The sequence below is a fragment of the Oceanobacter mangrovi genome (assembly GCF_019740315.1).
Taxonomy (GTDB): domain Bacteria; phylum Pseudomonadota; class Gammaproteobacteria; order Pseudomonadales; family Oceanobacteraceae; genus Oceanobacter; species Oceanobacter mangrovi.
In genome coordinates this window covers 328475-351908 of record NZ_JAHXZR010000005.1, presented here as the reverse complement: position 1 = coordinate 351908, position 23434 = coordinate 328475, and the positions used below count along the sequence as shown (strand labels likewise).

Here is a 23434-nt window from a genome sequence, read left to right as displayed (position 1 = left end):
GCTCTGATGGTGAGGAAATGAGTTGCCACTCCATGAGAGGTCGTTGCGGTGTATTCCTTTTATTTTCCTCTGGCTATCTCCAGTCTGATTCTTGCACTGGTGTTACGTGGCTGGTTTTTGTCTTTGATGTTTTTCTGGTTGGGTGCTTCGTTAATGTTGGTGGTATTGCCGTACGCCAGTGGCAAGCCGGATCGCTGGCGGCGAGCGGATGGCACGTTGCCAGCAGCGCTCTGGCTGCTGGTCTGGCCAGTGCGGCTGATGGTGTATGGACGGAGCCTGTTTGACCGGGTCGTGCAACGCCAGCAATCCGGTATCCATCAGCTGACCGATAATCTCTGGTTTGCCAGTAGTCTGTCGCCTGCAGATCTGTTGCTTGTACAGCGTAAGGGAATCTCAGCTGTGCTGGATCTCAGCCCAGAGCTGCCGGTGTTGCAAACCAGTGCCCGGCTGGCCGGATTGCACTATCAGGCAGCGGGTATTCCTCCGACCGGCATTGCCGAACCAGATCAATTGATACGACTGTTAGATTGGCTTGAACAGCAGCGCCAGCAGGGCGCGCAGGTGCTGATTCATGTCGATCGCCGGAATGACAGTGGCTGTTTTCTGGCGGCGGCTCACCTGCTGACTCTCAATCCGCACCTGCATGGCCGTGAGTTAGTGGCGGCGGTTGATGCAGGCCCTGGCTGTCAATTATCGGCTATTCAGCTACGGGCGTTAGAGCGTTATCGCCAGCGGGGTGTGATCAAGCCGCTCAGCCAGCTTTGGTTGATTGTGGATAGTCGGGCTGGCGATGGTCAGTGGCAGGCCGTTGCCGATGAAGCTACCCGGCTGTTGCAACAGGATTTTGTGATTACCCTGATGAACACTGGGAAGGATAATGCCCGTGATCTGGCCTTGCTGGCGCTGGCCCGCCGAGCCGACGTTGTAGTGGCCTGCGGTGGTGACGATATTCTGCTGGAGGTCGCGGGCGTGGTTGCTGACAGCAATGCGGTGATGGGCATGATTCCGCTGGATGAGTCTGCATCCTTGTGTGCTTCGCTGTTGGGGATGGATGTTGTGGGCATGTCGGTTAGTCAGGCCTGTCAGCAGATCCTGCAGGGCCATATTCGGCGGTTGGATACCGCCGACTGCAATGGTGACCTGTTGTTGCAGGCTTTGGCGCTGGGGGCTGAAAGCCAGTTACAGGTATCGTTTGATGATGGCGAGTTTGTGCCATTGCGAGTGTGTTCGTTCACGGTTGCCAATCGGCTGGCCAATGGTGACTGGCTGGATGGCTCTGAGGATGGTTTGGCACAGGATAGTGGTGGCAGGCTGATGGTGCGCTGGCAGGAGGCGGTCGAACAGTCGTCAGTCAATGTCTCCCGTGTTCTGCCTCGAAATGTCACAGAGCTGGTTGCGCGATTCCAGCCTCATCATCAGGGCCCTGCCAGTCCAAATCCTGATAGTCTAAGCCCTGACCGCCCAGGTCATGACCGCCAGACAATGGATCTTCAAAAACCAGACAGCCAGAATCATATCCGCCAGGCGGATCGCATTTGTATCCGCGCCAATACGCCGATTGAATATCTGCTCGACGGCAGCCCCGGTCGCGCCACCGAGCTGGATATCCGGGTGCATTCTGCCTCGCTGGAGCTATTGTCGGCTTGATAAAAAGGAGTGCTGGCAACAAGGCCGGATGATACTGGATACAGGCGACAGATGTGCCAACCCTGCGCTACCATCGGGGAAACCCATCGCTCCGTTATTCTGGCAATGTGAACAGGCATGTCTCGTAAAAAGTCGTTACGCCACAAAAATATTATTGATCAGCTGGCGCTCAATCCAACCATTCGGGTCAGCCAGTTAGCCGATGCGTTGAAGGTGACCACCGAGACAATTCGGCGCGACCTGGAAGAGCTGGCTGAACAGCAGCTGATCAATCGTACCTACGGCGGTGCCATGTTGCGGCAGCCAGCGGAGCCGGTACTGGCTGAGCGTCACAAGTCGAATGTACGGGAGCGGGCGGCAATAGGTAATGCCAGTGTGCCACTGTTACAAAATGCCAATGTCATCATGATGGGCTCAGGTGCCACGACCGTGCAGGTGGCCCGCCGCATGGCAGTGGAGCTGAACAATGTTACTGTGATTACCCACTCCTTTGGCGTTGCCAACGCCTTGGCCGTGAATTCCTCTATCGACATTATTCTTACACCCGGTAGTTACCATGCCGGGGAAAATGCTGTTCATGGTGCCTTGACCCAGCGTTTTCTGGCCAACTACGCCGCTGATGTGGCGGTGGTTGGAGCCAGTGCGCTGTCGCCAATGGGGCCTTCCGATGCCTTGATCGATGCCGCTGAAGTCTATGCTGCCATGCTGGCACAAAGTTCTCGTAGCCTGGTGGTAGCGGATCATTCCAAATTCGATCGTATGGCAACCGCCCGTTATAGCGGCTGGTCGGAAGTGGATTTTCTGGTTTCGGACCAGACGCCTCAAGGCCCGCTGGCGCAAGCCCTGCAAACGGGTAAAACCCAGGTGGTGGTTGCACCTCTGCAATACCCTGCTAACTGAAAGCTCGCTCGAGCTTCTATCAATGAATCAGAACGGATCCTGAATAAATGAATTTGCTCATTTCCTTGCAAGACCAGGTGGCTGAAGCTGAAATCCTGGAACTTTATCGTGCCAATGGCTGGTCATCTGCTGACAAACCAGAGCTGCTGATTCCGGCACTGAACAACTCCCACTCGTTGGTAACGGCTCGTCTCGACGGCAAGCTGGTCGGGGTGGGGAATGCCATTTCAGATGGCTACCTGGTGGTGTATTACCCTCATATGCTGGTGCATCCAGATTATCAGGGCCAGGGGATTGGCCGCCGTATGATGGCAGCCATGCAGGAACGCTATAAAAACTTTCACCAGCAGATGCTGACTGCTGATGGTGATGCGATTGAATTCTATAAGTCGGTCGGTTTTGAACGGGCCGGTAAAACCGAACCTATGTGGGTTTATGCCGGTACCGAGCACTAGGCGGCTCGATAACCGGCGTTTTGCAGGCTGGATGTAATCGGGCTTTACAACCGCCGGGCAGCAGCGCGGAAGCCATCCAGAAAGAAATCCGCTTCCGCCTGGCTCAGGCACAGCGCTGGACGCAGCTTCAGTGTTGAACCATGTTTGCCTGCGGCACCGGCCAGAATACCGGCATCGCGTAAGCCGTCGATTAACCGCACTGTCGCCGCCGGGTCAGCCAACTCAGGTTGATCTGGCTGGCAAATATCCACACCAAGAAACAGACCTTCACCACGTACTTCACCAATGGCGGCGTGATCAGCGGCAATGCTGTTGAGGCCGCTGCACAGGTATTGGCCGATCTTATGGGCGTTAGTCTGCAGTTCCTCCTGTTCCATCACCTTGAGTACCGCCAGACCGGCAGCGCAGGACACCGGGTTGCCTCCAAAGGTGTTGAAGTAGCCGACGTCTTCACAGAAGCGGGCCAGATATTCAGGCCGGGTGACCATGCCTGCCATCGGGAAGCCATTGCCCATCGGTTTGCCCATGGTGACGATATCCGGCAGCACCTGGTGGTATTCAAAGCCCCAGAAGGCGCTACCCAAACGGCCAAAGCCGGGCTGGACTTCATCGGCGATATAAAACCCGCCCGCCTGATGAACAATATCTACCGCCGCTCGCAAAAAGCCTTGCGGCTGGCCAAATACGCCGTCGGACGAAAAGATCGAATCCACCAATAACGCGGCGATGCCATAACCACGGATTTTCAGGGTGCTGATGGCTTTTTTAACCGCCATGGCAAAACCTTCGGCAATATCATCGCCATAGTTGGCTCTGGATGGTGCCGGTACGGTCACTACGTGGTCGGGGATGGAGCCTTGTTTGAATGACGAAGGCGACACTTCCGTCACATAGGCGGTGTTGCCGTGATAGGCGGCCTCGGTAACGATAAAGCCACGATGACCTGTGTTCTTGCAGGCAATTCGCATGGCCAGATCATTGGCTTCACTGCCAGAACAGGTCAGCACCGCATTCGACAGTTCGGCCGGGAATTTTGCCTTCAGGGCTTCCAGATAATCGTCGACCACCTGCACCAGATAACGGGTATTGGTATTCAGCCGACTGATCTGTTTGCTGACTGCAGCGGTCACGGCGGGGTGGGAATGACCCACACAGGGCACATTGTTGTAGCAGTCAAGATAGCGCTTGCCATTGGCGGCGCTCATCCAGGCGCCCAGAGCCGAGACCATTTCAATGGGTTGGCGGTAGAACAGCACCGACGCGGCACCAACGTTGGCGAGTCGGCGTTGCAGAGCCGGATCATCCTGGCCACTGGCTGACTTGCTGTCGAAGGCATTCATTTCCAGAATGCCGCGAACCTGATTGTCTGCTTCCGTTGGACTTTGCATCAGGCGCATACCTCACTGTGGCTCTGCAGGTATTGTTTCGCCAGTTCAATGGTGCCTTGGGTGTAATCGGCCAGACCGGCTTCAGCAGCGGTTTCAGTTTCCGGGTGAGAGGCGATCCAGGCGGTTAACAGCATGCGGCGGAACATAATAAAGTCTGGCAGCATGGCTTCGTGTTCCGGCCCTAACGGTCGTACGCTGCGATAGCCCTTGAGCCAGGCGGCTTGTAAGGCAGGGATTGTCGGCGAGGTTTCGAAGAAGGAAATGGCGGAGGCGAAGTCGTACATAAACCAGCTGAAACCGCAGTCGTCGAAGTCGATTACCGTGAGCTGATCGTCGGTGACCAAGAGGTTGGCCAGGCGCAGGTCGGTGTGGATCAGGCCAAAGCGGTCGCTGCTGCTGCCGTAAGCCGCCAGCCGTTGTTCAAGGACGTCCAGTAGCTGCTGCAAAATGGCTTCGCCGGCGGGCTCCAGACCCAGAGCGGCGCGCCAGTCGCCCCACAAGGGCTGATCGCCAAATGCTGATTTGAAATCCCAGCGTTTGCGCACAAAGCCGCTTGGCACTGGCCAGTCTGCAGTATGCAAGTGCAGGCGGGCCGAAATAGCCCCAAGGGTTTCAAAACCGGCACTGAGGTCGTCGTCAGCATTGGGCTCGGTACCGGGGGCAAATTCAAACGCCACCACATAACGGGTGTGGCCCTGATCATCAAAGCTGCCGACCAGTTCGCCATTGAGCATGGCAATCGGCGCTGGTGTCGTCAGCAACTCACTGGCTTTTAATGCCTGAATCCAGGCCAGTTCTGACTGAATTTCGATGAGACTGTGATAGTCAGGCCGATGCACCCGCACAATCATGGGTTTTGAAAATGTGGGATCTTGCAGAATAAAAGTTGCGTTTTCAGACAGCGTCAGCAGTCGTACCTGGGCTGCCGGGGTTGCGCCCCATTGCCCGGCGAGGGATTCAACCCCCTTGGCCAGTCGTGTCACAAAATCTGAATCGTAGATGCCGCCCATGGTTGACTCCTCGAACCTTTTCACTTTCACCGCTTTGGCAACATTAGAAAGTCAAAATGTTGGTCTTGCAATATTTCTATGTTGCAAATGTCAGAATTTAATCCCACTCTAAAATCATCAAATTCAAACCTGAAGACAGGTGCACAGCACAGCAAGGGGAGCCTGAGATGCTGACTTCGATTAAAGACAAGGTGGTGATTGTTACCGGTGGTTCCAAGGGGATTGGCAAGGGCATCGCCACCGTATTTGCCAAGCAGGGTGCCAAAGTAATGATTGCCGCTAGGGGCATGGCCGACGCCGAACTGGCGGTGGCTGAAATCATTGCTGCAGGCGGCACTGCAGCCTGTTGCAGCTGTGACGTGGCGGACTGGCAGTCGGTTCAGCAACTGATTGCGACCACCGAAAGCACCTTTGGCCCGGTCGATATTCTGTGTGCCAACGCCGGTATCTTCCCGCAGGTGAAACTGATCGACATGAATCCGGAAGACTGGGACGGCGTGATGGCTACTAACCTTAAAAGCACCTTCCTGTGCGTCAAGGCCTGTATCCCGTCATTCGAGAAAAACGGCAAGGGCCGGGTGATTGTGACTTCTTCCATTACCGGGCCGGTAACCGGCTATCCGGGCTGGGCCCATTACGGCGCTTCCAAGGCCGGTCAGCTGGGGTTCCTGAAAACAGCAGCGATGGAGCTGTCACGTTACAACACCACCATTAACGCTGTGATGCCCGGCAACATCATGACTGAAGGTCTGCAAGACCTCGGTCAGGAATATCTGGATGGCATGGCGGCGTCGATTCCGCTCAAGCGACTGGGAGCGGTGGAAGATATTGGTAACGCAGCGCTGTTCTTTGCATCAGACGAAGCCGGTTATATCACTGGCCAGCAAATCGTGGTGGATGGTGGCCAGATTCTGCCAGAGAGTCTGGAGTCTATCGCCGACATCTGATTCAACCAGGAGCTGATTCAACAGAGCTCTGATTGGGCTGAATTTTATTTCTTACTGGGAAACTTTTTGCACTGATTCGGGGCGTAACCAGGTTTGCTGTTCGGCGAAGTCGCCCCAACTTCGCCCGGCAAACCTGGTTGTGCTCCGTCTTTCCGCTGTTTTATCTGACTTTGCGATTTGTCTGCGGGGTTGGAACCATTCTTGAATCCTTTCTGCGATACAACCTGAAATTATGGCTGCAGCTGTTTTCGCTTCAGGCCGTGCTTGCTGCTCGTGGCAGGCTGGATGAAGTGACGCAGCGGCATACGGAGAAGCTGCATGAGTGATTATCGCTATATGCTGGGTGACCAGACCTGGTCTTTCGACAGTCTGGCCCAGTTGATGGCCAAAGCCACTCCGGCTCGTTCCGGCGATCGACTGGCAGGCGTTGCGGCGCTGTCGGCCGAAGAGCGGGCGATTGCCCAGATGGCGCTGGCCGAAGTGCCACTTAAGAATTTCCTGAATGAGGCGCTGGTGCCTTATGAAGAGGATGAAGTTACCCGGCTGATTATTGATGATCACGACGCCGAGGCGTTTAAACCCATCGCTCATTTGACGGTTGGCGACTTCCGTAACTGGCTGCTGAGTGACGAGGTCAGCTCCGAAATCCTGACGCAGGTGCGAGCCGGAATTACCCCGGAAATGGCCGCCGCCGTCAGTAAATTGATGCGTAATCAGGATCTGATTTTGGTGGCGCAGAAGTGCCGGGTAGTGACGGCTTTCCGTAATACCATTGGTTTGGCGGGACGCTTTTCGACGCGCTTGCAGCCCAATCATCCCACTGACGATCTGACCGGTATCGCCGCCAGCATGCTCGACGGCCTGCTGTATGGCAACGGCGATGCCGTGATCGGCATTAATCCGGCTACTGATAACGTCGCCCAGGCCAGCCGGTTGATTCGGATGATGGATGAAGTGATCCAGAAATATCAGATTCCGACCCAGAGCTGTGTCTTGACTCACGTAACCAACACCATGGAATGCATTGAGCAGGGCGCGCCGGTGGATCTGGTGTTCCAGTCAATTGGTGGCACCGAAGCCACCAACAGCAGTTTTGGTTTTAATCTCAATACGCTGGCGGAAGCCCGTGATGCTGCCTTGTCGCTCAGGCGTGGCAGCGTTGGCAACAACGTCATGTATTTTGAAACCGGTCAGGGCAGTGCCCTGTCGGCCAATGCCCATCACGGGCTGGATCAGCAAACCTGTGAAGCGCGAGCCTATGCCGTGGCGCGCAAGTTCGAGCCACTGCTGGTGAATACCGTGGTTGGTTTTATTGGCCCTGAATACCTGTTCGATGGCAAGGAAATCACCCGCGCCGGACTGGAAGACCACTTCTGCGGCAAGCTGCTGGGCGTCCCCATGGGCTGTGATATCTGTTACACCAACCATGCCCAGGCTGACCAGAATGATATGGACAATCTGCTGACGCTGCTGGGGGTCGCTGGTTGTAACTTCATTATGGGCATTCCTGGTTCTGACGACATCATGCTGAATTACCAGACCACTTCATTTCACGATGCCCTGTACGCTCGGCGGGTGCTGGGCAAAAAACCGGCACCAGAATTCGAACGCTGGTTAGCCGAAATGCAAATCTTCAAGGACATGGATAACTACCGGCTGAATGATCAGTTACCGGCGGCGTTTGCCAAGTCCCTGAAGGCGGTTGAGTCTGCAACAGGAGGTACCCATGTCTGATTCTGATCAGGTATCCGGAGTGCTATCGAAATTGGTGATTGAAAATCCCTGGCGTAAATTGCGTGACTTCACCGATGCTCGTATTGGCCTGGGCCGCAGTGGGATCAGTATTCCAACGGCACATTTGCTGGCCTTTCAGCTGGCCCACGCGCAGGCGCAGGATGCTGTGCATCTACCGTTAGACACCGATGAGCTGGTGGCTGAATTACAGCAGGCCGGGCTTGAGCAGCAGGGCCAAAGCCTGATTCTGCACAGCCGTGCCAGCGACCGTGCCGAGTATTTGCAACGGCCGGATTATGGCCGTCGGCTCAATGCCGATTCCGTGGCAAGACTGAAAGACTTTATGGAGCAGCAGGCGTCTGCTGGTGTTGAAACCGAACCTCATGATCTGGCTATCGTGATTGTGGATGGCCTGTCGTCATTGGCGATTCAGCAGAATACTGTGCCGTTCTTGCAGCAGCTGACCAAAGCGCTTGATGCCGACAGTCAGAGCTGGTCGCTGGCGCCCTTGACGCTGGTACAGCAGGGACGTGTTGCCATTGGCGATGAAGTGGGCGAGCTGTTAAATGCTCGTTGTGTATTGCTGCTGGTGGGCGAACGGCCGGGTTTGAGTTCCCCCGACAGCCTCGGGCTGTATCTGACCTGGAACCCCGGCATTGGTTTGACCGATGCTGCCCGCAACTGTATTTCCAACGTCCGTCAGGCCGGCCTGGTGTACCCGGATGCGGTTGCCAAGCTGATGTATCTGCTGCGCGAAGCGCGCAAGCTGGAGTTGTCTGGCGTTGGGCTGAAAGACCGTTCAGGGGCGGATGATGCGCTGGACGCTGGCTCCGTCAGCGGGCGTAATTTTTTAACCAGCGAATGAGTCCCGGAGTGCAGGCGTTGTCTTAATCACCGTTCGGATTCCACGCAGTTTTATAAAAATCGATTGTCGTAGGGGCAAGGCATGCCTTGCCAGCAAGCCAAATGCGGGCAGGACGCCCGCTCTGCCTGGACCATCGTCTTCCTGAACTTGCTTCAGGATCCAGACGGATTGGCAAAATCCTCAGCGCTGTGACGCTCTGCCAGCTGCGGAATATCATCACCCTAGGTTCGATTCACTCGCCGCCCGCGTTGCACCGCCGGGCGAGCGTCGATCTGTTTGGCCCAGCGTTTGACGTGGGTATAACTGTCGGCCTGGATAAATTCAGCCGCATCGTACAGGCGTCCCAATACCAGACCACCGTACCAGGGCCAGATGGCAATATCAGCGATGCTGTAATCGTCACCACACATAAAGGTATGGTTGGCCAGATGACGGTCGAGCACATCCAACTGCCGTTTTACTTCCATGGTGAAACGGTTGATCGGGTATTCGTATTTCTCTGGCGCGTAGGCATAGAAGTGGCCAAAGCCGCCGCCCAGCATGGGAGCACTGCCCATCTGCCAGAACAGCCAGTTGAAGCATTCAGTCCGGCCGGAGGCGCTGGCTGGAATAAAGGCATGAAATTTTTCGGCCAGATACATCAGGATGGCGCCGGATTCGAACACCCGTTGTGGCGGATTCACACTGTGGTCCATCAGTGCCGGAATCTTCGAGTTCGGATTCACTTCAACAAAGCCGGAGCCAAACTGTTCGCCATTGAGGATGGTAATTAACCAGCCGTCGTATTCCGCTGCGCTGATTCCGGCTTCGAGTAATTCTTCCAGCAAGATAGTGACTTTCTGCCCGTTAGGCGTCGCCATGGAATACAACTGCAAGGGGTGCTTGCCGACGGGCAGTGGTTGCTCGTGGGTGGCACCAGCGATGGGGCGGTTGATACTGGCGAATTTGCCACCGTTTTCGGCATCCCAGTGCCAGACTTTGGGTGGTGTGTAGCTTGATTCACTCATACGCTGCCTCAGTTATTATCGTGACGGTTAGGATCAGTGTACGGCAAATCAGCAGATGTCTTGCTGATGGATTGTGGGGCCTGAGGTAAACAGAGATTTCCGCCTGGCTGGCGCGGATAGCAGATTGAACCGTGTTGTTGATCTGTGGCCATATGCCTGGTAGCCAGAGTGCTTGAATAAACCATGGGCAAGACATTCTTGCCCATGAAATCGAAACCTGCAGGGAGGAGGCCATTATGTCTGATTCAACAACTCACGGTATTTCGCTGGGCATTCAGCGCAAGGGTGACCGCTTCTGGGTGGTATTAACCGCCATTGGCAAGCTGACCCACAACGACTACGAAGTCATGACGCCGATTCTGGAGAACAGCATTGCGTCGGTCGAAGATCCTCATATCCGGATGCTGGTGGACCTGCGCGAATTTGATGGCTGGGAGCTGCGGGCTGCCTGGGATGATTTCAAACTGGGCATGAAATATGGCAGGGAGTTTGAGCGCATTGCCATGGTCGGCGAAGGTGCCTGGCAGGATTGGGCAGCAAAAATCGGCAGTTGGTTTATCGCTGGTGAAATAGCCCATTTTGAGGATCTGGAAGCCGCTCATGATTGGCTCACGGCAAGTTAGCCATTACAGGCTTCGCAGGTCACTGGCCTGTTAGCCAAAACGCCTGTTTTCTGTTCCTGAAGCAGGCGTTAGGTTTATTTTGCAGCGGCTGTTCAGAATGCCGCCAAATCCCGCTGGCCCTTGTTTTAATGTCCCGTTAACCTCGCCTCGTCAGAACGATTCCACCTGGAATCCATCTCATGTTCTGGCTTTCTATTTCCCCATCTTATTGTCAGCAGGAGTTTGCAAGGGATGAACAACGAACGCCGGGCGGTAATGTTCGCCCTGTCTGCGGTGCTGTTATGGTCGACGGTGGCGACTGCTTTCAAGCTGGCACTGGCTGAACTGAGTCCACGTTGGATGCTGACTTTTGCCGTGATCAGTTCCTGGCTGGTGCTGGGGGCTGTGCTGTGGCAACGCAAGCAGCTGGGGCTGGCGCTGCGTTCGTTTCGACAGCACTGGCTCAGCTATTGTCGCCAGGGGCTGATCAACCCGGTGATCTATTACCTGATCCTGTTTCAGGCTTATGACCTGTTGCCCGCCCAGCAGGCGCAGGCGATTAATTACACCTGGGCGATTACCATGAGCCTGATGGCGGTGCCCTTGTTGGGCCATAAACTGTATCCACGCGACATGCTGGCGTTGCTGCTGGCTTATCTGGGCGTGCTGGTGATTGCTACCAAAGGCGATCCGCTGGGGCTGGAATTTGATTCTCTGCCGGGTGTTGCGCTGGCGCTGATCAGCACCTTGCTGTGGGCCTTGTACTGGATTCTCAATACCCGTGCAGCCCAGCAGCGCCAGCAACTGGAACCGGCCGTGAGCCTGTGGGCCAGTTTTATGCTGGCGATTCCGCTATTGCTGGTGATCTCAATTGTCTGGGATGGTGCGCCATTTCCAGCGGCCGATGTGGGGGAGCTGGGTCCCGGTGAGTGGATCGAACCACACTTGTTCAAAGGCATTTTGGCATCGGTTTACATTGGTCTGTTCGAAATGGGGATCACCTTCCTGTTGTGGCAATCGGCCATGAACCTGACCAAGCGTACGGCAGCCATCAGCTCACTGATTTTTCTCAGTCCGTTTATTTCGCTGATTTTTATCAGCCGGATTCTGGGTGAGCCCATTCATATGGCGACCATCGCCGGGCTGCTGCTGATTGTGGTGGGGTTGGGGATTCAGAAGCTGGCCAAACCCGCCTGATAGCGGGGTTGGCCTGCGACAGGGTCAAGTCAATCTGATCAGGCGAAGCAACGCTTGATCATACGGCTGACAAAGCCACCTTCGAGGGATTTTTTCACGTAAGGAACATAGTCCTTGTCATCGCGCTGGATGTGGTTGGTGAGCCACAGACCGATGTCTGAACGTACTTCCTTGGCTACCTTGATCGGATCTTCACCGGCTTCCAGGCGCTTGTCGTAGCTCAGGGCACGGGCACGGAAGGCTTCGTGAACCTTGGAGTGGGCAGCCAGTACCGGGTACTTGGCGCGCTCCATCAGGGTTTCTTCAAAAGCGTTGTGTGAAATGGAGTAGTCAATCAGCGCTTTGGCAACGGCCTTGATAGCGTCATTGTCCTGCAGCTTGATTGCGTTATCGACCTCTTTCAGGTACTCGAAGATACGCTTGTGTTGTGAGTCGACAACATCGATACCGGTTTCGAAAGCGGCTACCCATTGGAATTGCTGCATAGAATCATCTCCCATCTGATCATATGACCTTCATACTTTAGATTAAGCATGAATCGTTCCAATGAAAAACTATTGTTAAATCAAAGGGTTATGTTTTTTTGGGTTGTCGGTTTTGTAATAAAACTGACAAGGAAAGGACATTATGTGACATGGATCAAACTATTGTTGTGATGCGAAACAAACAAAAACGGCCCCGAGGGGCCGTTTTGTAACAATTGGTCACATTTGCCTTGTCGCAAATGCCCCACTGATCAGTGCTGCAGCACCTGGCTGAGGAACAGTTGCAGACGGTCGGTTTGAGGGTTGTCGAAGAACTCATTAGGGGTGTTTTCTTCGACGATTTCACCACCATCCATAAAGATCACCCGGTCGGCGACTTTTTTGGCAAAACCCATTTCGTGGGTCACACACAACATGGTCATGCCTTCTTCGGCCAGTTCCACCATGACGTCGAGTACTTCCTTCACCATCTCGGGGTCGAGGGCGGAGGTGGGTTCGTCGAACAACATGATTTCCGGTGACATGCAGAGTGAGCGGGCGACCGCCACACGCTGCTGCTGACCACCAGACAGCTGGCCGGGATATTTCAGTGCCTGGTTGGCGATCTTGACCCGCTCCAGGTACTTCATGGCAATGGCTTCTGCTTCGTCCTTGGGCTTCTTCTGCACCCAGATCGGACCAATGGTGAGGTTCTCCAGAATGGTCAGATGCGGGAACAGGTTGAAGTGCTGGAACACCATACCGACGTTCTTGCGAATGGCTTCGATGTTCTTGACGTCATCAATCATTTCGATGCCATTCACGAACATGGTGCCACGCTGAAACTCTTCGAGGTGGTTGATACAGCGAATCATGGTCGACTTGCCAGAGCCGGAAGGCCCACAGACTACGATACGTTCGCCTTTCTTCACCTTGAGGTTTACGTCTTTGAGGACGTGGAAATCGCCATACCACTTGTTGAGGTTGTGGATGGTGATGATGTGTTCCTCTGAGCTGTCAGCTGCCGATGCAATTTGTTCAGTTGTCATAAAAATAGTCCCTGCTTCAGGAGCGATGGCTGGTGTCGAGTTTGCGTTCAATATAAGAGGCGACCGAGGACATGCTGAAGCAGCAGATCCAGTACACAATGCCTACAAACAGATAGGCTTCGGTCGAGAAGCCACCCAGCCAGTTAGAGTTGGTGAGGGCGTTCTGGGCGGTACTGAGAACTTCAAAAACACCAATAATCATCAGGAAGGTGGTGTTCTTGAACAGCATGACTGCTGTTGCCAGAATGTTCGGCATGGAGACCTTGATTACCTGTGGCAGAATCACCAGCAGGGTGGTTTGCCAGAAGCTCAGACCAATCGAAGCCGCAGCTTCATACTGGCCTTGCGGAATGGCCTGGAAGCCACCGCGATACACTTCCGCCATGTAACCGGCCATAAACAGCGTCAGTACAATCCAGACCCGCAACAGCTTGTCCACCGTAGTACCTTCCGGGAAAAACAGCGGCAACATCACCGAGCCCATGAAGAACAGCGCCAGTACTGGGGTACCGCGGAAGAACTCGATCAGAATCACACAGATACTGCGTGCCATTGGCATTTGCGAGCGACGACCGAGTGCCCACAGGAAACCCAGTGGCATACCCAGAATGATACTGGCAGAGGCCAGGAACAGGTTCAGCGCAAAGCCACCCCAGTAGTCGGTAGAAACGTATTCCAGTCCCAGCAAACGACCGTCCAGAATCACGATGGCAACAAAAGGCAGTACCAGCAGCATGGCGATATCGACCTTGTTGCGCATCCGGTGTGGCAACCAGAAAGGCGCTGCCAGGGTCACAAACAGCAACAGCAGGCAGAGGTTGATACGCCAGATCTGGCCATCCGGATAGCTGCCGTACAGCAGTGGTTGCAGCCACACCTTGATAAACACCCAGCAGGCGCCATCACCGGTGCAGTCGGCCTGGGTCGAACCGCTGAGGTTTGAATCAAGGAACAGCCAGTTGAACATCGGCGGAATAATCGTCGCCAGAAAGGCCACAATAGCGATGGTGACTATGGTGTTGAGCGCAGATGAAAACAGGTTCTGGCGCAGCCAGGCATAGGCACCAGTAGACTTGATCGGTGCTGGTTGGGCCGCGCTAGGCTGGAAGATCCGCGCCGGTTTGCCGAAACGGCTAGTGGTATCAGTCATGGTTATTTCCTCTCTACCAGTGCGACGCGGCGGTTAAACAGGTTCATCACAAACGAAATGCACATGTTGACGGCGAAATACACCGCAATGGTCATGAATACGATTTCGATGGCCTGACCGGTCTGGTTGAGGGAGGTACCCACAAACACGGTAAACAGATCCGGGTAACCGATGGCGGTTGCCAGGGTGGAGTTCTTCACCAGCGACTGATATTCGCTGTTCAGCAGTGGCACGATCACGCGCATGGCTTGAGGCACAATGATCAGTTTCATGATCTTGCCTTCTTTCAGGCCAATGCTGCGAGCCGCTTCAGTCTGGCCTTTCGGAACCGACTGGATACCGGCACGCACCGCTTCGGCAATAAAGGCTCCGGTATAGATCGACAGCGAAATCACCAGTGCCATCAGTTCCGGAATCACGGTGATACCACCACGGAAGTTAAAGCCTTTCAGTTCAGGATATTCCAGCGTGAAGGGCACTCCCATAACCAGTGTTGCCAGAATCGGCAAGCCAAACAGAATCGCCAGCGAAATCCAGAACGTTGGCAGCTGGGTACCTTCGAGATCCTGTTTCTTGTGGGCAAAGCGCAGGAACAACCAGGTACCAATAATCGCCACCACAATGGCCGCATAAACCACCCAGGCTCCTGCTTCTTCGAGTGGTTTGGGCATATAGAAACCACGAATGTTTAGGAACAAGGCTTCGCCCAGACTGAGGCTGTTACGGGCATTGGGCAGTGCTGAGAGCACCGCGAAGTACCAGAAGAAAATTTGCAGCAGTAGCGGAATATTGCGGAAAATTTCGACGTAAACCACCGACAGCTTGCGAATCAGCCAGTTATGGGAGAAGTACGCAACCCCCATGATGAAACCAATAATCGTGGCGAAAAAAATACCGATGATACTGACCAGAATCGTATTCAGCAGGCCGACGATAAAGGTATCGAAATAGGTATGGCTGGCGTCGTATTCCACCAATGACATCAAAATATCGAAACCGGCAGTGGTCGTCAGAAAGTCAAAGCCGGTCTTGATACCCCGATCTTCCATATTGATCAGAGTGTTGTTGATGATGGTGTAGATAAAGTAACCGAGGACGAGAACCAGCACGACCTGGTAGAAGATGGCCCGATTATGGGGATTGTTATAAAACGCCGGGGCAGACCCTTGCCCTTTTGCTGAGGAGCTGGTTGCGTTTGTCATAGTTCTCTCTTGATGGATGCACCCGCCACAGAACGTGGCGGGTGAGATAGCGGTTTTTTAATTCGAATTAACGAATTGGGTTGGAGTACATGATGCCGCCCTTATTCCACTGGGCGTTCAGACCACGAGCGATTTGCAGGGGAGAACCAGAACCTACGTTCGCTTCGAAAGACTCACCATAGTTACCAACCTGGGTAACGATATTTTTGGCCCAGTCAGCACTGACACCCAGCTTGTCGCCAGAGTCGCCACCGTTGCCCAGCAGACGCTGTTGTTCAGGAGAACCGGAAGTTACCAGCTTGGCAGCGTTCTTGGAGGTTATACCGAGGTACTCAGCTTCAATCATGGCAGCCAGAGACCAGCGCACAACGTTGAACCAGGCGTCATCACCCTGACGAACAACCGGGCCCAGAGGCTCCTTGGAGATTACTTCTGGCAGAACAATCGCTGTTTCTGGTTTTTGCAGACCAATACGCAGGGCGTACAGCTGGGACTGGTCGGAAGTCAGCACGTCGCAGCGGCCGCTTTCGAAGCCCTGACGGGTCTGGTCAGAGGTATCAAAAGTGATGGCGGTGTACTTCATGCCGTTGGCACGGAAGTAGTCAGCCAGGTTCAGCTCGGTGGTGGTACCGGCCTGGATACAAACGGCAGCACCGTCCAGTTCCAGAGCACTCTTCACGCCCAGGCTCTTGGAAACCATGAAACCCTGACCGTCGTAATAGTTAACACCGGCAAAGTTCAGACCCAGAGAAGCGTCACGGGTCAGAGTCCAGGTGGTGTTACGGGAAAGCATGTCTACTTCGCCAGACTGCAGCGCGGTGAAACGCTCTTTGGCAGTCAGTGGCTTGTACTGAACCTTGCCAGCGTCGCCCAATACGGCAGCAGCAACTGCCCGGCAAACGTCAACGTCGATACCACTCCAGTTACCTTTCTCATCCTTCTGAGAGAAACCGGCCAAACCAGTACTTACGCCACAAGTCAGTGTGCCACGCTTTTTCACGTCGTCGAGCGTGCCAGCTTGTGCAGTTGCTGCGAAACCCATGGTCAGAACTGCGGCTGCGGTCGTCAGCTTTTTCAACATAAGTGTTGCTCCCTGTATATTTTAAGGTGTTGTCATCGGTTCTTATGCAGCGGTTTAAATACAAGGAAAGTGCCAATACGAAATCAGCAGCGAAATTAGGCGCTCAAACGGAATAAAAGAATAAAAAAAAGATTTTTATAGAAGATTCTTCTGAAAAGCAGATCTTCTTCAGGGGATTTTCGGGAATAGGGCCTGATGGTAGGAAAGCTGTGCTCTTTATTGGGGCAATAGTGTGTCAGGGTGTGTAATGCCGGTGCGTGGGGCTGGGGAAAAGCGTAACACTGGTTGAATTGTGATCAGTTTGAAAGCAGCGCGCCCGCTGCCAGTGCAGCGGACGCTGATGTACGTCAGTTAATTGCCAATTGATAATCAGCTGATTTTGCCCGTAACCCGTACCCGTTTGCTGACCGCTTCGGTTGGTACTTTTTCAACTCGGGCGGCGGCGTCCTTGATGCGCTTGTCGATGACGTTTTTCAGTGCAATCAAAAGTCCCATGGCCACAAAAGCGCCTGGCGGCAGGATAGCGAACAGGAAGTCCGGGTAGTTGCTGAACAACACGATTTTCCAGTGTTCGGCGTCAGGGCCAAACAGCAGCTGCATGTTGGAGAAGACGACGCCCTGGCCAAGAATCTCCCGCATGGCCCCCAGCAGACAGAGCACCACTGTGAAGCCAAGACCCATCATAAAACCATCGATAACCGAGGGGATGATCGGGTTTTTGCAGGCAAAAGCATCGGCGCGGCCCAAAATGGAGCAGTTGGTTACGATCAGTGGAATAAAAATGCCCAACACCGCGTACAGCTCATATGTGAACGCTTGCATCAGCAATTCAGCAACGGTCACAAATGAGGCAATGATCATCACAAATGCTGGCAAGCGCACCGCATCGGGCACGTGATTGCGAATCAGCGAGACGGAAAAGTTGGAGCCGGTCAGAACCAGCGTAGTCGCCAGCCCCAGGCCCAGTGCGTTAACCACCGAGCCGGTCACCGCCAGCAGTGGACACAGGCCCAGCAGCTGCACCAGTGCCGGGTTGTTGTTCCACAAACCGTCGAGGGAAATATCCTGTAATGACTTGGCCATATCAGTTCGCCTCCGAAGCGTGAACGGGCTGTGGCAGATTCAACAGCTGGGTCTGGTGTTGCTGGAAAAACATCAGCGCGTGTTTTACCGCACCGACTACTGCGCGAGGCGTAATGGTGGCACCGGTGAACTGGTCAAAGACGCCGCCATCCTTTTTTACCGCCCATTTGTCTTCACCGGTTTGAGCCAGTGACTTACCTTCAAATTCGCTCACCCAGTTGGACTTTTTCAGATCAATCTTGTCACCCAGCCCGGGTGTCTCACGATGGCTGATAACCCGTACGCCAGCAACAGTGCCATCAGCGTTGACGCCAACCAGCATACCGATTTCCATGGTGTAACCATCAGGAGCAACCACCGGCAAAATCAGGGTTTTGATCTTGCCATCCTGACGGGCGATATGGATGCGGGCTTTTTCACCAATCGGCCCTAACAGCTGCTGGTTGAAGCGTTCATCAACCGCTACGGTGTCGGCCAGCAGGTCATTGTCGTAGCTGCCCAGCGGTACAATTTCATTGAGCGCTTTGGCCTGGGCCAGCTTCAGATTGTGCTCAATACGATCGGCCGTACCAACCTGGGCAACCGCAATGGCACCAGCGGTAACCACAGCAAACAGCCCCAGGCCAATGGCGTTTTTACGGATCGAAGCCAGTAATTCTTTCATTATTTGGCTCCCGGTTTTTTCAGGCCGCGAGCCGCTTTGGCGTGACCATAGGTACGTGGCTGGGTGTAGGCATCAATAAAAGGGGCGGCAAAGTTCATCAGCAGCACAGAGAAGGCGACCGCGTCGGGGTAAGCGCCCCAGGTACGGATCAGATACAGGAAAATACCGGTACCGGCGCCATAGATAAGCCGCCCGCGCGGGGTGGTCGCGGCAGATACCGGGTCGGTAGCAATAAAGAAGGCCCCAATCATGGTGGCGCCGCTGAGTAAATGCAGTGACAGCGGGGTGTACATATCGGAGTCCCAGCCCAGCAGCAGTGAGCAAAGAGCCAGCGCTGTCAGCATGGATACCGGGATGTGCCAGCTGATGATACGTTTCCATATCAGGAAAATGCCGCCAGCCAGATAGGCCAGGTTGACCCAGGCCCAGCCACCGTTGAGGAAGCCGTTAAAGGTGCTGTCTTTCAAAACTTCTTCGGCTGTTTTGGCCGCAATCTGGTGTTTGTAGGCATCCAACGGCGTCGCGCCGGTAAAGGCATCGCTGACATGGCCACCAAAAATCGCATTCAAGGCATCACCCAGACCGGCTGGATCCACACCCATCTGGCTGGAGGCCGCCCAGTTGGTTGTCATCTGCACCGGGAACGACACCAGCACCAGTGCATAACCGACCATTGCCGGGTTGAACGGGTTGTTGCCCATACCGCCGTACAGTTGCTTGGCAAAAATAATCGCAAAGGCGGTGGCAACCACGGTAATCCACCAAGGGGCCAACGGTGGCAAAGCCAGCCCCAGCAGGACGCCAGTCAGCAGGGCAGAATAGTCACGCAGGAAAAAGCCGATTGGGCGCTTGCGGATTTTCAGGATCAAGGCTTCTGTCACCAGCGCGGTTACGGAAGCCAGCAGCAGATTCACCAGTGTGCCAAAACCAAACAGGCCGGTGGTGACCGCCAGACCCGGCAAGGTCGCCAGAATAACGGTCAGCATCACTTTGCTGGTGCTGTTGCTGCCGTGGGCGTGGGGGGACGATAAGGTCAGCAAGGCCATTATACGGTTCCGTCTTCAGTGGTTTTGGCGGTCGAGGCGGCCGCTGTTTCTGTCAGTGATGCCAGCTGCTGCTGCAGTTCGTCGAGCTTTTGTTGTTGCTTGTCGACGCCTTTGGCGAGCGCCTCAACGGTATCCAGACCTTGTTGTTGTGCCATGTTCAGGCGTTCAGTGGCCTTGGCAAGGCGATCCTGCTGGGCGAGGACTTTCTTTTTGAGCGAGTCAGCTTCGGCAGCGCTATCCGCCGCTGCAGGGGCTTGTTCGGTGGCGGCAGCGTCTGGGGCTGATGATCCGTCTTGCTCAGCCTGCAACGCCGCCTCGTAAGCGGCTTTGGCTTCATCAACACGGGCCTGCTGTTTGTCGATACCGCTTTGCAGAGTCTCAACCGTGTCTAGGCCCTCGGCTTTGGCTTCAGCCAGACGCTTGAGCGCGGTATCCAGTCGAGCCTGGGCCGTTTCCCACTTGCGCTTCAGACGATCCGGGCTGTTCGGGTCGCCCTTGTCCGGGCCGCCTTCTGCGTTGCCAGCGGGTGCCGCCGCCTGAGCCTTGAGAGCTTTTTTCTCGGCGGCCATGTCTCTGGCGATGTCTTTCATCTTGGTCTGGGATTTTTCCAGCGCCGCTGTGAAGGCATCAACCTTGGTCTGCATGGCTTCATCACCGGCCGCAACGGCTTGTTGGGCTTCGGCCAGTTTTTCCTTCGTTTTGGCAATGGCGGTCTGGGTGGCCGTCAATTGCTTCTGCAGTTTTTCCAGCTGCGGGCTGGTTGTCGGCGCATCGGCGCTGACTGCACTGGCGTTTCCAGCAGCAGGGGCTGCGTCATCACTGCCAGCAGCTTTTTTGGCAGCGGCGGACTGGGCGGCTGCTTCGGCACGCGCCTTGCGCTTGGCTTCTTTCTCTTCCAGCTCACGCTCATGGCGGGCCTGGCGGCGTTCAAAGCGTTCTTTAGCGCGTTCAGACTTGGCCTGGGCAGCCTTTTCTTCGCGAATGGCGCCCTTGGCGTGACGGTAGTACTGCACCAACGGAATCTGGCTTGGGCAAACGTAGGAACAGGCACCGCATTCAATACAGTCGAACAGGTGATGCTGCTCGGCCTTGTCGTATTCTTCGGCGCGGCTGAACCAATACAGTTGTTGTGGCAGCAGTTGCGCCGGACAGGCTTCTGTACACATGCCGCAACGGATACAGGCCATTGCCATCTGGTTGACCGGCATTTCCTGTTCGGAAGGGGCCAGCAGACAGTTGGTGGTTTTGACGACTGGCAGTTCGGTATGCGGCAGCGCGAAGCCCATCATCGGACCGCCCATAATGACCCGTGGCTGCTGTTGCGGCTGATAGCCCGCCAGCTGCAACAGATGTGACACCGGCGTGCCGAGCAGTACTTCCCAGTTGCCTGGCTCACGGGTGGCGTCACCCGTGATGGTGGCAATACGGCTGATCAAGGGTTCGCCGTGGTAAACCGCGCGGTAAATTGCTGCTGCGGTACCAACGTTCTGACAGACGATGCCCAGCTGGGCCGGAATGCCGCCAGAAGGGACTTCCTTGCCGGTCAGAATCTGGATCAGCTGCTTTTCACCTCCTGACGGGTATTTGGTCGGAATGGTCACCACGTCGATGTGGTGTTCTTCATTCAACGATTTGGCCGCTTCATTGAGGGCGGCAATGGCTTCCGGCTTGTTGTCTTCGATGCCGATCATGCAACGCTCGGCATTCAACAGGTACAGCAGGACCTGGGCGCCGCGCAGCACTTCGTCTGCCCGTTCGCGCATCAGCATGTCGTCGGCAGTGATGTAGGGCTCACACTCGGCACCGTTGAGAATCAGGGTGTCGATTGGGGTGCTGCCCTGTTCGTCACGCTTGACGGTCAGTTTCACCGAGGTTGGGAAACCCGCACCGCCCATGCCGGCAATACCGCAGTCGCGAATACGTTCAACCACTTTGGCAGGTTCGATGTCCGTGAGGTCGTCAACCGTCAGTTCGGTCAGCAGGCTCTGGTGTTCAATCCAGCGTTCTTCGCCGTCGGGGCGAATCACCATGCAGAGATCTTGCAGCCCGGAAGCATGCGGAATGGCGCGTTTTTCAATCGCAATGATTTCGCCAGATGTTGGTGCGTGCAGGGCAACACTGACAAAACCGTGTGGCTCGGCAATCTTCTGGCCTTTCAGAACCCGTTCGCCAACGCTGACGCAGGGGTCGGCTGGCGCGCCAATATGCTGGCCCAGTGGCAACACCAGTTCGGCTGGCAGGGGTGCAATTTGCACCGGTTTGCGGGTGCTTTGCTGCTTGTTCTCGGCCGGATGAATACCACCATCAAAGCTGTGTAGCTGAATCAGATGGGTCATGCGGCTTGCCCCTTGCCAGAGTTGTCATTGGAATCGTCGTCAGTGGAATTGTCACCGGGGTCGTCGTCATCCTGGCTGGATGAGCGGTCGGAATTGGCAGGCTGTCTGTCGGTCGCAATCAGCTCGACAGCGGATTTGGGAGTCTGCCAGTACCAGCTGCTGGTATTCGGCTGAATGGCCACCATGTCGATACAGTCAACCGGGCAGGGCTCAACACACAGGTCACAACCGGTACACTCATCGGCAATCACGGTGTGCATTTGTTTGGCCGCACCAATAATGGCATCAACAGGGCAGGCCTGGATGCACTTGGTACAACCGATACATTCATCTTCACGAATCACCGCGACTTTCGGGCCAGCGGCTTCGGCACCGTGTTCGGCATCGAGCGGTTCAGCTTCCACGCCCAACAGGTCGGCCAGTGCCTGAATCGTGCTTTCACCACCCGGCGGGCACTTGTTGATCTTGTCGCCGGCGGCAATGGCTTCGGCGTAGGGTTTACAGCCCGGATGGCCACACTGGCCGCACTGGGTCTGTGGCAGCAGATCGTTGATCTGGTCGACAATCGGGTTGCCTTCTACCTTGAATCGAACAGCGGCAAAGCCCAGTACGGCACCGAAAATCAGCGCCAGAATGGCCAGCACACTAACAGCAATAATGACAGTGGTCATGAAGGAGCCTCGTTTGTCGGATTAGATGCTGACCAGGCCGGTAAAGCCCATAAATGCCAGCGACATCAGTCCGGCAGTCACCATGGCAATGGCGGAACCCTTGAACGGGTTGGGAACGTCGGCAACGGTAATACGTTCGCGCATGGCGGCGAACAGCACCATTACCAGCGAAAAACCAACTGCAGCGCCAAAACCATACAGAATGGATTCGATCAGGTTGTTATCGCGTTTGATATTCAGCAAGGCCACACCCAAAACTGCACAGTTGGTTGTAATAAGCGGCAGGAATATACCCAAAACCCGATACAGCATCGGGCTGGTTTTCCGAATAGCCAATTCGGTAAAACCGACCACTACGGCAATGACCATAATGAAGCTGATGGTTTTCAGGTACACCAGATCGAGCGGCACCAGCAGGTAGTTGTACACCACATAGCTGCACAGTGATGCCAGCGTCAGCACGAAGGTGGTGGCTGCGCCCATACCAATAGCGGTTTCCAGTTTGTTGGATACACCCATGAACGGACACAGGCCGAGAAACTGCACCAGCACAAAATTGTTCACCAGAATGGTACTTACCAGAATCAGCAGATACTCAGTCATTCAGGGCTCCGGGTCGTGGCTGTTTGATGTGTGCAAAAAACAGCCAGGGGAAAAATAGGGGGGCGCATTATCCCAAACTTGCATTATTTCCCTCAAGCATGGAATTGGTGGTTTTAAGTTGTTTTGGTAATAAGCATATGATTACTGATCACCTGTGGCTGTAACAAATAGCGACTCTATCGTCTGCCAGATGGATTGGCATGATAGCCAGGTCACTTTTACTGTTCCCAGACTGGCATCAATCAAATTTGTGATTCCATATATGGTTATTCAGGAATTGTCTGAAATGTTGGTTAGCAAGTGTTCAGAGATATTGTTTCTGGCTAAAATTTG

The 23434-nt window shown here is 54.9% G+C and carries 22 protein-coding genes; 8 read left to right on the top strand and 14 right to left on the bottom strand.

Going from position 1 to position 23434, the window contains the following annotated elements; all coding sequences use genetic code 11:
* Positions 1-48 precede the first annotated feature (48 nt).
* From K6123_RS13185 to K6123_RS13175, 3 genes are all read left to right on the top strand, one after another.
* Entirely contained in the window at positions 49-1647 is a 1599-nt protein-coding gene (locus K6123_RS13185) for a diacylglycerol kinase family protein (RefSeq protein ID WP_221798440.1), read from the top strand.
* Between the two features lie 117 nt (positions 1648-1764).
* On the top strand, positions 1765-2547 hold the full coding sequence (locus K6123_RS13180) for a DeoR/GlpR family DNA-binding transcription regulator (RefSeq protein WP_221798438.1): 783 nt from the start codon (positions 1765-1767) through the stop codon (positions 2545-2547).
* 47 nt (positions 2548-2594) lie between these two features.
* On the top strand, positions 2595-3002 hold the full coding sequence (locus K6123_RS13175; RefSeq protein WP_221798436.1) for a GNAT family N-acetyltransferase: 408 nt from the start codon (positions 2595-2597) through the stop codon (positions 3000-3002).
* A gap of 44 nt (positions 3003-3046) precedes the next feature.
* Here K6123_RS13175 and K6123_RS13170 read toward each other — a convergent pair whose 3' ends face one another.
* Both K6123_RS13170 and K6123_RS13165 read right to left on the bottom strand, forming a co-directional pair.
* On the bottom strand, positions 3047-4390 hold the full coding sequence (locus K6123_RS13170) for an aspartate aminotransferase family protein (protein ID WP_221798434.1): 1344 nt from the start codon (positions 4388-4390) through the stop codon (positions 3047-3049).
* Positions 4390-5400: a phosphotransferase enzyme family protein gene (locus K6123_RS13165; RefSeq protein WP_246624774.1), complete on the bottom strand. Its 1011-nt coding sequence runs from the start codon at positions 5398-5400 to the stop codon at positions 4390-4392. Before K6123_RS13165 ends, K6123_RS13170 begins: the two co-directional genes overlap by 1 nt.
* A 167-nt stretch (positions 5401-5567) precedes the next feature.
* Here K6123_RS13165 and fabG point away from each other — a divergent pair, with 167 nt between their 5' ends.
* The 3 genes from fabG (at position 5568) to eutC (ending at position 8946) form a co-directional block, all read left to right on the top strand.
* Positions 5568-6347, top strand: a complete 780-nt coding sequence (gene fabG / locus K6123_RS13160; RefSeq protein WP_221798432.1) for a 3-oxoacyl-ACP reductase FabG — start codon at positions 5568-5570, stop codon at positions 6345-6347.
* A 318-nt stretch (positions 6348-6665) separates the two neighbouring features.
* Complete coding sequence (locus K6123_RS13155; RefSeq protein WP_221798430.1) at positions 6666-8081, top strand: ethanolamine ammonia-lyase subunit EutB; 1416 nt, start codon at positions 6666-6668, stop codon at positions 8079-8081.
* Positions 8074-8946 carry an ethanolamine ammonia-lyase subunit EutC gene (gene eutC / locus K6123_RS13150; protein ID WP_221798428.1) on the top strand — a complete coding sequence of 291 codons (873 nt, stop codon included), beginning with the start codon at positions 8074-8076 and terminating at the stop codon, positions 8944-8946. The genes K6123_RS13155 and eutC overlap by 8 nt, the downstream gene beginning before the upstream one ends.
* Before the next feature lie 221 nt (positions 8947-9167).
* Here the strand turns inward: eutC and yghU are convergent, their stop codons facing one another.
* Positions 9168-9953: a glutathione-dependent disulfide-bond oxidoreductase gene (yghU, locus tag K6123_RS13145; protein ID WP_221798426.1), complete on the bottom strand. Its 786-nt coding sequence runs from the start codon at positions 9951-9953 to the stop codon at positions 9168-9170.
* A 236-nt stretch (positions 9954-10189) separates the two neighbouring features.
* Between yghU and K6123_RS13140 the strand changes: the two genes are divergently transcribed.
* Both K6123_RS13140 and K6123_RS13135 read left to right on the top strand, forming a co-directional pair.
* A complete protein-coding gene (locus tag K6123_RS13140; protein WP_221798423.1) occupies positions 10190-10576 on the top strand; it encodes a SpoIIAA family protein in 387 nt (128 codons plus the stop codon).
* 231 nt (positions 10577-10807) lie between these two features.
* The gene (locus K6123_RS13135; RefSeq protein WP_221798422.1) at positions 10808-11752 is read left to right on the top strand and encodes a DMT family transporter; all 945 of its coding nucleotides are present in this window, start codon (positions 10808-10810) and stop codon (positions 11750-11752) included.
* Positions 11753-11790: 38 nt separating this feature from the next.
* On the opposite strand, the gene K6123_RS13130 is transcribed toward K6123_RS13135, so the two are convergent.
* The 11 genes from K6123_RS13130 to rsxA form a co-directional block, all read right to left on the bottom strand.
* On the bottom strand, positions 11791-12237 hold the full coding sequence (locus K6123_RS13130; protein WP_221798420.1) for a bacteriohemerythrin: 447 nt from the start codon (positions 12235-12237) through the stop codon (positions 11791-11793).
* A gap of 251 nt (positions 12238-12488) precedes the next feature.
* Positions 12489-13265, bottom strand: a complete 777-nt coding sequence (locus K6123_RS13125; RefSeq protein WP_246624773.1) for an amino acid ABC transporter ATP-binding protein — start codon at positions 13263-13265, stop codon at positions 12489-12491.
* A gap of 16 nt (positions 13266-13281) precedes the next feature.
* Entirely contained in the window at positions 13282-14415 is a 1134-nt protein-coding gene (locus K6123_RS13120) for an amino acid ABC transporter permease (protein ID WP_221798418.1), read from the bottom strand.
* A 2-nt stretch (positions 14416-14417) separates the two neighbouring features.
* The gene (locus K6123_RS13115) at positions 14418-15617 is read right to left on the bottom strand and encodes an amino acid ABC transporter permease (protein ID WP_221798416.1); all 1200 of its coding nucleotides are present in this window, start codon (positions 15615-15617) and stop codon (positions 14418-14420) included.
* 67 nt (positions 15618-15684) lie between these two features.
* Positions 15685-16698, bottom strand: coding sequence for an amino acid ABC transporter substrate-binding protein (locus K6123_RS13110; protein WP_221798414.1), 1014 nt, complete (start codon positions 16696-16698; stop codon positions 15685-15687).
* 369 nt (positions 16699-17067) lie between these two features.
* Positions 17068-17781: an electron transport complex subunit E gene (locus K6123_RS13105; protein ID WP_221798412.1), complete on the bottom strand. Its 714-nt coding sequence runs from the start codon at positions 17779-17781 to the stop codon at positions 17068-17070.
* Between the two features lies 1 nt (position 17782).
* Positions 17783-18445 (bottom strand): electron transport complex subunit RsxG, encoded by a 663-nt coding sequence (gene rsxG / locus K6123_RS13100; protein ID WP_221798410.1) that lies wholly within the window; start codon positions 18443-18445, stop codon positions 17783-17785.
* Entirely contained in the window at positions 18445-19491 is a 1047-nt protein-coding gene (gene rsxD, locus K6123_RS13095) for an electron transport complex subunit RsxD (protein ID WP_221798409.1), read from the bottom strand. The genes rsxG and rsxD overlap by 1 nt, the downstream gene beginning before the upstream one ends.
* The gene (gene rsxC, locus K6123_RS13090) at positions 19491-21827 is read right to left on the bottom strand and encodes an electron transport complex subunit RsxC (protein ID WP_221798407.1); all 2337 of its coding nucleotides are present in this window, start codon (positions 21825-21827) and stop codon (positions 19491-19493) included. Before rsxC ends, rsxD begins: the two co-directional genes overlap by 1 nt.
* Complete coding sequence (rsxB, locus tag K6123_RS13085) at positions 21824-22498, bottom strand: electron transport complex subunit RsxB (RefSeq protein WP_221798404.1); 675 nt, start codon at positions 22496-22498, stop codon at positions 21824-21826. Before rsxB ends, rsxC begins: the two co-directional genes overlap by 4 nt.
* Positions 22499-22519: 21 nt before the next feature.
* Positions 22520-23101: an electron transport complex subunit RsxA gene (rsxA, locus tag K6123_RS13080; protein WP_221798402.1), complete on the bottom strand. Its 582-nt coding sequence runs from the start codon at positions 23099-23101 to the stop codon at positions 22520-22522.
* Between the last annotated feature and the right edge of the window lie 333 nt (positions 23102-23434).